A 12,091-nucleotide genomic window follows, 5' to 3' on the forward strand; every position below is an offset into this window, starting at 1 on the left:
GCTTGTCTAGGGCAGGCTCGCCGCGAAGCAATCGGGGGCATGGAAATCGGGCTTGTCGCCCGGCGGATGCGCCAGTGCCCAGTAAGATTTCGTGCCGTCCGCTTCCTCGAGGATCGCGGACAGCCCGAGCGTCCAAACGGCGTCGGCATCGACGGCAATGGTGGCCCCCAGGCCCCACCATGTGAGATTGTCCTCGATCCGGATGTAGGGCGGCGCGACGTCGGCATCGGAGCGGCCGTCGCGGTGACCGGTGAAATCGTACGCGGCCCATTCGCCCGACGGCGCGAAATTCCACTCGCGGTAGGCGCTTGCGCCCGGAATCCGCAAAAAAGCCTCGAAGCAGGTCGTCTGCCACAGATCCTCGGCTCTTGCCGGTTCTTGCACCTCCGGAATTACGAAGCGCTCCGCGGGCGCGCCGACCCCGTACCAGATGTTCGTCGATGCGGTGGCGCCGAGCGAGTTGGCGTGATCGATGCTGACCCAGACCTTCAGCGGCCCAGACGGCGGCGTGGCGGGATGCGGCACGAGGTTGAACTGCATGGCCGCACAGTAGCAGCGAGCGAAGTGAGACGCTAAGCGCTGGGTCGATGACAGCCTACAATTCCTCTTTGCTCAAGTTGCTCGACGAGCGCGGATATATCCACCAGCTGACCGACGCCGCGGCGCTCGATGCGCTAGCGGCGAAGGAAGTCGTGCCCGGCTACGTCGGCTTCGATGCGACAGCGCCGAGCCTTCACGTCGGCAATCTCGTTCAGATCATGCAGCTTCGTCGGCTCCAGCAGGCGGGGCACAAGCCCATCGTCCTGATGGGCGGCGGGACCACCAAGGTTGGCGATCCTTCGGGCAAGGACGAGAGCCGCAAGCTGCTCACCAGCGAAGAGATCGACGCCAACATTGCCAGCATCCGCCGGGTCTTCGAGCGCTTCCTCACGTTCGGCGACGGTCCGAGCGACGCCATCCTGCTCAACAATGACGAATGGCTAGGCGGTCTCGAATATATCCCCTTCCTGCGCGAGGTCGGGCGGCACTTCACCGTCAACCGGATGCTGACCTTCGACAGCGTCAAGCTGCGCCTCGACCGCGAGCAGCCGATGACCTTCCTCGAGTTCAATTACATGATCCTCCAGGGCTATGATTTCCTGGAGCTGTCGCGCCGCGCCGGCTGCCGCCTCCAGATGGGTGGCTCCGATCAATGGGGGAACATCGTCAACGGGATCGAGCTCGGACGGCGGATCGACGGCGCCGAGCTTTACGGCGTCACCACGCCGCTGATCACCACCTCCGACGGCGCCAAGATGGGCAAGACCGCGCAGGGCGCCGTATGGCTCGATGCCGACTTCTTGAGCCCGTACGATTATTGGCAGTTCTGGCGGAACACCGACGACGCGGACGTCGGACGGTTCCTGCGCTTGTTCAGCGACCTTCCGCTCGGTGAAATTGCGCGGCTCGAAACGCTCCCCGGCGCCGAGATCAATCAGGCCAAAATCGCACTCGCCACCGAGGCGACTGCGATGCTCCACGGGCGCGAAGCGGCCGACGCCGCAGCGGCAACTGCGCAAGCAACCTTCGCCGAAGGCGGCGTCGGCGCCGATCTGCCGACCCTCAACACTGGTGATGCCATCTCCATCCTGGCGGCGCTGACCGGCCTCGGCTTTTGCGCCTCCAACGGTGAGGCCAAGCGCAAGATCGCCGAAGGCGCGGTGCGTCTCGACGATGTCACCGTCAACGATCCGGGACTGATGCTGACGGCGAGGGATGAGCCGCTAAAGCTCAGCCTTGGCAAGAAACGCCACGGCTTGCTGGTCCGTTAGCCGGTCACCAGCTTCGCCAGTCGGCCGAGGTCCTTGCCAACCGAGCGCTTGACGAACCAGCCCATAAGCTGAGGCCCCGGCCCGGTGTTGCGGATCGATACCTGCGAGGCATTGCCGACGGGCTCGATGCGATACGTGACGGTCCCGCCCTTCATCGGCCCACTGACGAAGTTCATGTGCAGCAGGTGGTCCCGATCATGGCCGGCGACCTCGGTGGTCCATGAGAACTTCTTCCCCATGAATCCGCCGTGGCGCGTGGTTCGAGCACCCAGCGCCAAGGGATTGCTGGTCGCCTGCTCGACCGACTTTGCGCCGCCGATCCATTCGGGGTCGCGGGCGGGATCGAACATCACGGCAGCGACCCTATCGGGCGGGGCCGCCATGGTGCGGGTCGCGGTGACGTTCATGCGATGCAAACGAACGTGCGGGTCAACCGCTCCGGATCAGGTCGATCGCCTGGTCGCGCTCGAACAAATAGAGGCACGTCCGCGCCGCCTGGCCGCGCTCGCCCTTGAGGCCGCCATCCCGATCGAGCAGGAGCTGCGCGTCGCTCTGCGCGACCGGCGCCAGCGCCGCGACATCTTCGGGCCGGGCAACGCGGAACGCCTCCTCGCCCGACTGCCGCGTGCCAAGAATTTCGCCCGGGCCGCGCAACCGCAAATCCTCCTCCGCGATGCGGAAGCCGTCATTGCTTTCGCGCATCAGCGAAAGCCGGGCGCGGCCGACCTCGGTGAGGTTGGGGCCGCGGATCAGCAGGCACGTGCTTTTCCCAGACCCGCGGCCGACCCGCCCGCGCAGCTGGTGGAGCTGGGCCAGGCCGAAGCGCTCGGCGCCCTCGACGACCATCAGGGTCGCGTTGGGCACGTCGACCCCCACCTCGATTACTGTGGTCGCGACGAGGACGGCGAGATCGCCGGACGCAAAGCGCGCCATGACCGCGTCCTTGTCGGGCCCTTTCATGCGCCCATGGACGAGGCCGATCTTGTGGTCGCCGAAACGCTGCTTGAGGACGCGCGCGCGTTCCTCGGCGGCGGCGGCGTCCGACTTCTCGCTTTCCTCGACCAACGGGCACACCCAATAGGCTTGGCCGCCGGCGCTGATATGCCGCCCGAGGCCGTTGACGACGTCGGACAATTTCTCTTCACTGATCACCCGCGTCTCGACCGGCGTTCGACCCGGAGGCATTTCGTCGATCCGGCTGACGTCCATCTCGCCATATTGAGTCAGCGTGAGCGTGCGCGGGATCGGCGTCGCCGTCATCACCAGCAGGTGCGGCGGATGCTCCGCCTTCGACGATAACAGCAGCCGCTGCGAAACACCGAAGCGATGCTGTTCGTCGATCACCGCGAGACCGAGGGTCTTGTAGGCGACCTTCTCCTGGAAGATCGCATGGGTGCCGACGAGGATGTCGATCGAGCCGTCGGCTAGCCCCATCATTACGCTCTCGCGCGCCTTGCCCTTCTCCCGCCCGGTGAGGATCGCGACCCGTACCCCGAGGCTGTCGACCTGACCCAGCAGAGTCGCATGATGCTGCCGGGCGAGGATTTCGGTCGGAGCGAGCAATGCCGCCTGCGCCCCGGATTCGACCGCGGTCAGCATCGCCGCCAGCGCGACCAGCGTCTTGCCCGAGCCGACGTCACCCTGAAGCAGGCGCAGCATCGGCGCGGCCTGGATAAGGTCGCCGCGGATCTCGCGGATCACCCGGCGCTGCGCGTCGGTCATTTGGTAGGGCAGCTGAACCCGCCGGATCAGCTCGCCTGTCCCCGCCAGCGGCGGGGTGCGGTGCCGCCGCTGCGATTGGCGGAGCAGCAATAGCGCGAGTTGGTTGGCGAAGATCTCGTCATAGGCGAGGCGCTTGCGGGCGCTCTCGGTGCCAGGTTCCTGGTGCGCTTCGGCGAGGGACGCACGCCACGGGCGCCACGCCTCGCTCGACAACAGGCTCGGCTCAACCCACTCAGGCAGCTCGGGCGCGCGTTCCAGCGCTTCGCGGGCAAGCTCGCCCATGCGGCGGTTCGTGAGCCCCTCGGTGAGCGGATAGACCGGCTCGCGGAGCGCCGGCGCGGGCCCCTTCCCCGCCTCAGCGACCTCGGGGTGGATGATCTGCCATTCGTCGCCATAGCTTTCGAGCTTGCCCGAGACGATCCGCTTCTGACCCATCGGCAGCTGGCGCTTCGCCCAACCCGGATTGTTGAAGTAGATGAGGCTGATCGCGTTGCCGTTGCTGTCCGAAGCGAAGACTCGCATCGGCCCGCGGCCCGAGCGGCTTTCGCGCGTCTCGAATGGGGTCAGCTCAAGGATGACGTTGCGCCCAAGCAGCGCCGAGCTCGCGGCCGGCGCCTGGATTCGCTCGATCGAACCGGTCGGCAAATGGTAGAGCACGTCGACGACGCGCGTCAGGTCGAGCCGCTTCAGCGTCTTGCTCACCTGCGGACCGACGCCCTTCAACACCTCGATCTCGGCGAACAAGGGGTTGAGGATGTCCGGGCGCATGAGCCGTTGTTAGCGCGAGTCTCGCGTCTCGCAATGAGCCGCGAAGGTGACTACATGCAGCGCATGCCTCCCGACGTGGACCTGAAGCGCCTGCATTGGCGCGCGCACCATCGCGGCACCAAGGAGGCCGATCTGCTGATCGGCGGGTTTTTTGATGCTCACCACCGGCAGTGGGGATCGGACGAGCGCGCGCTGTTCGAGGAAATGTTGAGCGAGCAGGACGTCGACATCATGGCTTGGGCGCACGGAACCGCCATTCCTCCGGCGCGCTTCGCGGGCCCCATGACCGAGGTGCTGAAGAAGCTCGACTATGTGCCGGTGAGCCGATGAGCGGACCGCTGCAGCGCGTCCTTCGCGCCGATCGGCCGCTGACGCTGGCAAGCGTTCCAACCGGCTTCCTGCCGTGGCTTGCCGCGGATCTGGCGCGCGCCGCGCGCGGCACGGGAGAAGGCGGCCGCGCGGTCGTCATTGTCGCCGACGAAGCCGCCATGCGCGCGCTCGCGGAAACGGCGCCCTCGTTCGCGCCGGAGGTCGAGGTGCTGACCTTCCCCGGTTGGGACTGCCTTCCCTACGACCGAGCCTCGCCCGCGCTTCGCGTCATGGCGGAGCGGCTGGCGACGCTGAATGCGCTCCAGGCGAAGCGCGACAAGCCGCAGCTGCTCGTCGCCACCGCCAGCGCCGCCGCCCAACGCGTGCTGACGCCGTTCCGCATCCGCCAGCTGACGCGGCGCATCGCCGAAGGGGAGCGGATCGAGCGCGAAGTGCTGATCGGGCAGCTGAACGCCCTCGGATACCAGCGCGCAGACACCGTCGCCGAGCATGGCGAATACGCGGTGCGCGGGTCATTGATCGACCTGTTCCCGGCGGGCGAGGAGCTGGCGCTCCGGCTCGATTTCTTCGGCGACGAGATGGATTCGATCCGCCGCTTCGATCCGGTCGACCAGCGCTCGACCGACAAGGCCAAAGCCTTCACTTTGATGCCCGCCTCGGAAGCCCTGCTCGACGAGGACGGCATCAAGCGCTTCCGCTCGCTCTACCGCGAGACCTTCGGAGCCACCGCGACCCAGGACCCGCTCTACCAGGCACTGTCGAGCGGGCGGCGGATGGCGGGCATGGAGCATTGGCTGCCGATGCTCGAAGAGCGGCTGGAGACATTGTTCGACCATCTTGGCGAGAACGATCTCATCCTTCGCGACAGCAATGCCGACCAGGCGCTCGAGGCGCGGCGGGAGGCGATCAAGGACTATCACGACAACCGGGTTCGCGCCGCCGCGGCCGAGCCCGGCAGCTATCGACCGCTTGCCCCTGACGCGCTGTACCTCGGCAAAGCCGAGTGGGACGGTTTCGCCACCGACCGGCCGATCCACCTTGCCTCGCCGTTCCCCGAGCCCGAATCCGAACGGATCATCAACTTCGGAGTCGAGGCGGCGCGCGATTTCGCCCCGGAGCGCGCCCAGCAGGCGAACGTCTATGAAGCGGTCGCGGCGCATGTGAAGGCGCTTGCCAGGGGCGGCCGCAAGGTCGTGCTCGCGAGCTATACCGAAGGGGCACGCGACCGCCTGGCCGGCCTGCTGGCGGAGAACGGCCTCAAGGCCCACACATTCGCCGACAGCTGGCAGGAAGCGCTTGGTGCCAAGACTCAGCCGGCGATGCTGGTCCTGCCGCTCGACCATGGCTTCGCCACGCCCGACGTCGCGGTTCTCACCGAGCAGGACATGCTCGGCGACCGACTGGTTCGGCGCCGCCGCAAGCGCAAGGCCGCGGCGGCGTTCCTCGAAGAGCTGGCGACGCTGTCCCCTGGCGACCTTGTCGTCCACGCCGACCACGGCATCGGCCGCTACGAGGGCTTGACCCAGATCCCGGTCAGCAGGGTCCCGCACGATTGCGTCGCGCTCGAATATGCGCGCGGCGACAAGCTCTACGTGCCGGTCGAGAATATCGAGCTGTTGAGCCGCTACGGCAACGAGAGCGAGGGAGTGACGCTCGACAGCCTCGGCGGCGAGGCATGGCAGCGGCGCAAGGCGCGGATGAAGGAGCGCATCCGGGAGATCGCCGGCGAGCTGATCAAGACCGCGGCGATGCGCGCCATGCGTCCCGGCGTCGTGGCTGAGCCCGACAGTAGCTATCCGCAATTCGTCGACCGTTTCCCCTACGAGGAGACCGATGACCAGGAGCGGGCGATCGCCGACGTGCTCGCCGATCTCGAAGCGGGCAAGCCGATGGACAGGCTGGTGTGCGGCGACGTCGGCTTCGGCAAGACCGAGGTCGGGCTGCGCGCGGCCTTCGTCATGGCGATGTCGGGCAAGCAGGTCGCTCTGATCTGCCCAACGACCTTGCTCGCCCGCCAGCATTACAAGAATTTCGTCGAGCGGCTGCAGGGCTTCCCGATCAATGTCGGGCGCTTGTCGCGGCTGGTCCCCGCCGCCGAGGCCAGGAAGACCAAGGAAGGCCTCGCCGACGGCACGGTCGACATCATCATCGGCACCCACGCGCTGCTCGCCAAGAGCATCGAATTCAAGCGCCTGGGACTGGTGATCGTCGATGAGGAACAGCATTTCGGGGTCGCCCACAAGGAGCGGCTGAAGGCGCTGCGCGCCGACGTCCACGTGCTGACCCTGACCGCTACGCCGATCCCGCGCACGCTGCAGATGGCGATGTCCGGCTTGCGCGAGCTAAGCGTCATTCAGACGCCGCCGGTCGACCGGCTCGCGATCAGAACCTACGTCACGCCGTGGGACGGCGTCGTGCTGCGCGAGGCGCTGCTGCGCGAACATTATCGCGGCGGGCAGAGCTTCTTCGTCGTGCCGCGCATCGCCGACCTGCCGCAGACCGAGGAATGGCTCCGCGACCGGGTGCCCGAAGTGAGTTTCGTGACCGCGCACGGGCAGATGAGCGCGAGCCAGGTCGAGGAGCGGATGAGCGCCTTCTACGACCGCAAGTACGACGTGCTGGTGTCGACCACCATCGTCGAGAGCGGGCTCGATATCCCCAGCGCCAACACTTTGGTGGTCCATCGCGCCGACCGCTTCGGGCTCGCCCAGCTGTACCAGCTGCGCGGCCGCGTCGGGCGGGCGAAGACACGCGCCTATGCGTATCTGACGATGCCCGCCGATCGATCGATCACCGACGCGGCGATGAAGCGGCTGCAGGTGCTCGCCGACCTCGACAGCCTCGGCGCCGGCTTCCAGCTCGCCAGCCACGACCTCGACATCCGCGGCGCCGGCAATCTGCTCGGCGACGAGCAGTCGGGCCACATCAAGGAAGTCGGGTTCGAACTCTATCAGTCGATGCTCGAGGACGCGATCGTCGGGCTCAAGGCCGACGGGGCGGTGCGGCCGGAGGAATTCTCGCCGCAGATCAGCGTCGACGCGCCGATCCTCATACCCGAGCATTACGTGCCCGACCTCGACCTCCGCATGGGCCTCTATCGCCGGCTCGGCGACCTCGAGGATCGGCCCGCGATCGATGCCTTCGCGGCCGAGATGATCGACCGCTTCGGCAAGCTTCCGGATGAAACGGCGAACCTGATGAAGATCGTCGAGGTGAAGCTGAACTGCCGCGCCGCCAGAATCGCCAAGCTCGACATCGGTGCGCGCGGCGCGGTCGTGACCTTCGCCGACGCCGGCTTCCCGGACCTGCAGGCGCTTCTCGGCTACATGGAGCGATTGAAGGGCGCGGCGAGGCTGAGGCCCGATAGCAAGCTCGTCATTTCACGCAACTGGGCGACGCCGGCCGCCCGGCTTGATGGAGCGTTGCAGGTATCCCGCGGCTTGGCGCGCGTCGCCGCGGCGGGCGAAGCGGCGAAGGAGGTGCTCGAACCCGCCTAAGGCTTCACGAATTTGTAGGCGAATTGGCTCGTGTGGCCGCGGATCGACTTGTCGAACACCGGGATGTCGAGCGGATCGTTTGGGTTGTTCAGTACCTTCGACTCTCCGGCGAATTGGAACCCCACGGCCTCGACCTGTCGGCGCACGATCGCGGGGTCGATGCGGTGCAGCGCCTCGGTGTCGGCCATGCCGCGCCCCGGCTTCGCCATATGGTCGATGATCATGTAGGTCCCGCCCGGCTTGAGGATCTTGAACACCGCTTTGTTGAGCAGGCCGGGATCGGCGTCCTTGCCCATATATTCGTCGGGATAGTCGTGGTAATTTTGCGACGTCCAAACCACGTCGAGCAGCTCGGGCGCACTCAGGATCGCGCTAGGCTGAACCTCTGTGACGATATTGCCATAATATTTGTCCGCGGACAGCTTACGCATGTCCTGGACGTTGCCCATCGAGAAGCGCGCATAGGCTTGTGGCCAGACGGCATAGACCTTGCCCTCCGGCCCCACGATCTTCGAGAAGATCCGCGTCCAGTATCCGCTGCCTGGAATCAGATCCAAGACTTTGTCGCCGCGTTTCACCCCCGCAAGCGCGATCAACGGCCCCGGCTTGCGGCGCTCATCGGCCGCATCGCGCTGAGCCTTCCGGCCGGGATCGGCGAGGGCCTGATCGAGCGCGGCCTGTGAGAACGCGCGCGGGGTCTCCGCCTTCTTGCAACTGGCGCACAGCGCCGCAGTCAGTGCCAGCCCGATTATCAATGTCCGCATGAGGTCCTCCTGCCAAGCAACAAGCACGGCAATGCCGGCGCGCCAACGCCCCGACGAAAAGTTGACGGAAAATTTAGGCGGCTTCGATGTGCGCGGCGGCGACGAACCGGGTCAGCTCTTCGTGAGTGAGGGCGCCGGCGCCGAGGAATCCCTGGTAGAGGTCGCAGCCCCATTCGACGAGAAGGCCAAGCTGGCCGGTGCTCTCGACACCCTCCACCACCACCGCCAGATCGAGCTCGCGCGCCAGCTGGATCAGCGCCCGGACGACGATCCGGTCGCGGCTTCCGCCGACGATGTCGGCGATCAGGCCACGGTCGATCTTCAGCATGTCGAGCGGCAGTGTGGTGAGATAGGCAAGGCTGGTATAGCCGGTGCCGAAATCGTCCACCGCAACGCGCAGCCCCCGTTCGCGCAAGCGTGTGAGGCGGTCGGCTACGGCGCGTTGATCGACCAGCAGCGCGTTTTCCGTGATCTCGATGGTCACGCGCGTGGGATCGATGCCCGCGGCGTCGATCTCCGCCAGCAGCCAATCGTCGTATCCATCGCGCGAAATGTCTTCGGGCAGCAGGTTGATCGACAACCGCAAGTCCCTGAGCGGACCCTCCCACACCGCGGCGCTGCGCAGCGCCTTGCGTTGCACCAGCCGTGACAGCCGTTCGCTAAGGCCGCTTGCCGCGGCGCGGGCGAACAGGGCCTGAGCCGAATCGGCGATCGACGAGCGCGCCAGCGCTTCCGCGCCAAGGATCCGGCCCGTCTTCGGTTCGATCAAAGGTTGATAGAGGACCTCGATCCCCTCGTGCGCGATGACCGTCTCCAGGAGACTGTCCCTGACGCGACCAACGGGCGCCGGAGCCTCTCGGTCCGACGCCCGCCTCCCCCACTCGAATACGCTATCCCACTTGAACATGGCGGGTCCGTAACGCCCCGCTCTGCCACCCGAAACCAAGGCCTCCTCGCGTGAGCCGAAACGGGACAGTGACGCTTTGCCCCAATCCCCTTATGCTGGATGCGGTTGAGGCTGCCCCGCGAGGACCAGGTTGAACGCCGACGCGCCCCATTCGCCACGCGGCCGCAAGGCCGACCTCAAGAGCCTCGGGATCGGGCTCCTCGCCTCGAATCGCGAAGCATCGCAAGCCGCCTCGGCGGTCCTTGCCCAGCGCTATCAGTTCGCAGACCCGGACAGCGCCGAGACGCTGGTGGCCCTCGGCGGCGACGGCTTCATGCTTCACACCCTGCACCGGATGCTCGAGGGCGAGTGCCCGAACCTGCCGGTGTTCGGGATGAACCGGGGCACGGTCGGCTTCCTGATGAACGAATGGCGGTTGGAGGATCTCGCCGAACGCATGGCCCAGGCCAAGGCAATCCGGGTCGCACCGCTCGAAATGCGCGCCACGACGGTCGGCGGCGACACCTTCGTCCATGCCGCGATCAATGAGATCTCGCTGCTCCGCGAAACCCGCCAGACGGCAAAGATCGAGGTGTTGGTCGACGGCCGCGTCGTCCTGCCCGAGCTGGTCTGCGACGGCGTCCTCGTTTCGACGCCGGCCGGCTCGACCGCCTACAACCTCTCCGCGCACGGGCCGATCCTCCCGCTCCAGGCGAAGATGCTGGCGCTGACGGCGATCAGCCCGTTCCGTCCGCGCCGCTGGTCGGGCGCGATCCTTCCCGACGAGAACAATATCTGCTTCCGCGTGCTCGAGCCAGAAAACCGCCCGGTCTCGGCGGTCGCCGACCAATATGAGGTGCGCGACGTCGCCAAGGTCGAGATCCGGCTCGACCGCGAGCGCTCGCTGACCCTGCTGTTCGATCCCGAGCACGCGCTCGACGAACGCATCGCCATGGAGCAATTCGCGACCTAAATTCGGTTCGGTCACTTGCCTTTAAGGTCGGCTTGGCTATTTAGCCCCCGCGCCCCGCCAAGGGGCTGCTCCCCGGTAGCTCAGCGGTAGAGCGTTCGACTGTTAATCGAATGGTCGCCTGTTCGAATCAGGCCCGGGGAGCCATTCTTCTCGATCCTCCAGCCCTCAAATCGAGAGGCGCAGCTTGGACCAAGTTACCGGAATTTGCCTCTGCGGGGACATGCGGATCGTGGCATCGGGGCCGCCATACCGGGTCGGCGTTTGCCATTGCCTTGACTGCCGCGAGCATCATGGCGCGCTCTTCCACGCCTCGGCCATCTTCCCGGAGGATGCCGTCACCATCGAGGGCGAGACCCGCGAATATGCCGGGCGGCATTTTTGCCCCCGCTGCGGCTCGTCCGTCTTCTCCCGCTCGGGCGATGAGATCGAGGTCAGCCTGGGGGCGCTCGATGCGCCTGACCAGTTCACGCCGACTTACGAACTGTGGACCGTCCGCCGGGAATCCTGGCTGCCGCCGTTCCCGCTCAAACGATACGAGCGCGATCGCGACCCCACCGCTCGATCTGAGCCCTAGGGCTTGGCGCCGTTGAAGGCCGCGGCCTCGCGGACAAGTGCCTTGAACGCGCCCGGGTCGACTTCGTCCCCGTCGTGGAAGTCGATCGCGCGACGGGTATTGCCGTCGAGGCTGGAGTTGAACAGGCCCGCCGGATCGGGAAGCGAGGCGCCCTGGGCAAAGGTCAGCTTGACCTTGTCTCGGTAAGTCTCGCCGGTGCAGATGATCCCGTCGTGCTCCCACACGGGCACTCCCATCGGGTTCGACGGCTTCCGCCATTTGACCGTTTCGACCACTTCCGGGTCGGCGTCGCGAATGAGCGCACGGAGTCGCTTCAGTGTCGCGCCGCGCCAGTCGTCCAGGGATGCAAGCTTGGCGTCAATCAGTTCAGAAGATGATTCAGACATGCCGCGCGCCGTAGCATGAACGGAGCGGCGCGGACATGACGCCCGGCCGCTCCGGCGGAGTGCGTTCGTGTCTCGCTAAAGACCACCCCGCACCACGATCAACCATCATTTGCGCGCCGCGCTCCACAGGCCACTTGCGACCGTATCAAGCCGGGACAATGATGCTGCTACAGGCAGGGGGGCGAAAATGGTCTGGTTCCTAATTTTCCACATCTACGTCGCGCCGGCGGATGCAGTGGACTGGGATGGACCTTGGACCATAGACGACAAGCCAGCGCTGACCGCTGAACATTACTTCAATTCGCAAGCCGAATGTGACGCCACAGCAAAGAAGTTCATTGCCAAAATGCATGAGGGAATGCTCACACCCATGCGATACA

Annotated in this window: 11 protein-coding genes and 1 tRNA gene; 6 read left to right on the plus strand and 6 right to left on the minus strand. The window is 66.2% G+C overall.

Annotation, left to right across the window (positions count from 1 at the left end):
* Positions 1-6: 6 nt before the first annotated feature.
* On the minus strand, positions 7-540 hold the full coding sequence (locus tag N539_RS0113860; protein WP_028970747.1) for a DOMON-like domain-containing protein: 534 nt from the start codon (positions 538-540) through the stop codon (positions 7-9).
* Positions 541-587: 47 nt separating this feature from the next.
* On the opposite strand from N539_RS0113860, the gene tyrS reads away from it, so the two are divergent.
* Positions 588-1,811, plus strand: a complete 1,224-nt coding sequence (gene tyrS, locus N539_RS0113865) for a tyrosine--tRNA ligase (RefSeq protein ID WP_028970748.1) — start codon at positions 588-590, stop codon at positions 1,809-1,811.
* Here tyrS and N539_RS0113870 read toward each other — a convergent pair.
* Both N539_RS0113870 and recG read right to left on the minus strand, forming a co-directional pair.
* Positions 1,808-2,218, minus strand: coding sequence for an SRPBCC family protein (locus tag N539_RS0113870; RefSeq protein ID WP_028970749.1), 411 nt, complete (start codon positions 2,216-2,218; stop codon positions 1,808-1,810). The genes tyrS and N539_RS0113870 overlap by 4 nt on opposite strands.
* A 22-nt stretch (positions 2,219-2,240) precedes the next feature.
* Positions 2,241-4,301, minus strand: coding sequence for an ATP-dependent DNA helicase RecG (gene recG, locus N539_RS0113875; RefSeq protein WP_028970750.1), 2,061 nt, complete (start codon positions 4,299-4,301; stop codon positions 2,241-2,243).
* 63 nt (positions 4,302-4,364) lie between these two features.
* Between recG and N539_RS0113880 the strand changes: the two genes are divergently transcribed.
* Together N539_RS0113880 and mfd are read left to right on the plus strand one after the other, a co-directional pair.
* Entirely contained in the window at positions 4,365-4,631 is a 267-nt protein-coding gene (locus N539_RS0113880; protein WP_028970751.1) for a succinate dehydrogenase assembly factor 2, read from the plus strand.
* Positions 4,628-8,128 (plus strand): transcription-repair coupling factor, encoded by a 3,501-nt coding sequence (gene mfd / locus N539_RS17255; RefSeq protein ID WP_051531831.1) that lies wholly within the window; start codon positions 4,628-4,630, stop codon positions 8,126-8,128. The genes N539_RS0113880 and mfd overlap by 4 nt, the downstream gene beginning before the upstream one ends.
* On the opposite strand, the gene N539_RS0113890 is transcribed toward mfd, so the two are convergent.
* Both N539_RS0113890 and N539_RS0113895 read right to left on the minus strand, forming a co-directional pair.
* Positions 8,125-8,892, minus strand: a complete 768-nt coding sequence (locus N539_RS0113890) for a class I SAM-dependent methyltransferase (protein ID WP_028970752.1) — start codon at positions 8,890-8,892, stop codon at positions 8,125-8,127. The two genes, mfd and N539_RS0113890, sit on opposite strands and share 4 nt — an antisense overlap.
* 73 nt (positions 8,893-8,965) lie before the next feature.
* A complete protein-coding gene (locus N539_RS0113895; RefSeq protein WP_028970753.1) occupies positions 8,966-9,799 on the minus strand; it encodes an EAL domain-containing protein in 834 nt (277 codons plus the stop codon).
* A gap of 190 nt (positions 9,800-9,989) precedes the next feature.
* On the opposite strand from N539_RS0113895, the gene N539_RS0113900 reads away from it, so the two are divergent.
* From N539_RS0113900 to N539_RS0113910, 3 genes are all read left to right on the plus strand, one after another.
* Positions 9,990-10,751 (plus strand): NAD kinase, encoded by a 762-nt coding sequence (locus N539_RS0113900; protein ID WP_028970754.1) that lies wholly within the window; start codon positions 9,990-9,992, stop codon positions 10,749-10,751.
* Between the two features lie 69 nt (positions 10,752-10,820).
* Positions 10,821-10,895 (plus strand) — tRNA-Asn (locus N539_RS0113905).
* A 40-nt stretch (positions 10,896-10,935) separates the two neighbouring features.
* Positions 10,936-11,325 carry a GFA family protein gene (locus N539_RS0113910; protein WP_028970755.1) on the plus strand — a complete coding sequence of 130 codons (390 nt, stop codon included), beginning with the start codon at positions 10,936-10,938 and terminating at the stop codon, positions 11,323-11,325.
* On the opposite strand, the gene N539_RS0113915 is transcribed toward N539_RS0113910, so the two are convergent.
* On the minus strand, positions 11,322-11,711 hold the full coding sequence (locus N539_RS0113915; RefSeq protein ID WP_028970756.1) for a DUF1801 domain-containing protein: 390 nt from the start codon (positions 11,709-11,711) through the stop codon (positions 11,322-11,324). The two genes, N539_RS0113910 and N539_RS0113915, sit on opposite strands and share 4 nt — an antisense overlap.
* Positions 11,712-12,091 lie beyond the last annotated feature (380 nt).

Origin of the sequence: Sphingomonas sp. URHD0057, from assembly GCF_000620665.1 — a bacterium.
In the GTDB taxonomy this organism is placed as follows: domain Bacteria; phylum Pseudomonadota; class Alphaproteobacteria; order Sphingomonadales; family Sphingomonadaceae; genus Sphingomicrobium.

Excerpts from the sequence above, each read along its gene's own strand:
- N539_RS0113860 (WP_028970747.1), bottom strand. The coding sequence starts at position 540 with ATGCAGTTCAACCTCGTGCCGCATCCCGCCACGCCGCCGTCTGGGCCG.
- tyrS (WP_028970748.1), top strand. The coding sequence starts at position 588 with ATGACAGCCTACAATTCCTCTTTGCTCAAGTTGCTCGACGAGCGCGGA.
- N539_RS0113870 (WP_028970749.1), bottom strand. The coding sequence starts at position 2,218 with ATGAACGTCACCGCGACCCGCACCATGGCGGCCCCGCCCGATAGGGTC.
- recG (WP_028970750.1), bottom strand. The coding sequence starts at position 4,301 with ATGCGCCCGGACATCCTCAACCCCTTGTTCGCCGAGATCGAGGTGTTG.
- N539_RS0113880 (WP_028970751.1), top strand. The coding sequence starts at position 4,365 with ATGCCTCCCGACGTGGACCTGAAGCGCCTGCATTGGCGCGCGCACCAT.
- mfd (WP_051531831.1), top strand. The coding sequence starts at position 4,628 with ATGAGCGGACCGCTGCAGCGCGTCCTTCGCGCCGATCGGCCGCTGACG.
- N539_RS0113890 (WP_028970752.1), bottom strand. The coding sequence starts at position 8,892 with ATGCGGACATTGATAATCGGGCTGGCACTGACTGCGGCGCTGTGCGCC.
- N539_RS0113895 (WP_028970753.1), bottom strand. The coding sequence starts at position 9,799 with ATGTTCAAGTGGGATAGCGTATTCGAGTGGGGGAGGCGGGCGTCGGAC.
- N539_RS0113915 (WP_028970756.1), bottom strand. The coding sequence starts at position 11,711 with ATGTCTGAATCATCTTCTGAACTGATTGACGCCAAGCTTGCATCCCTG.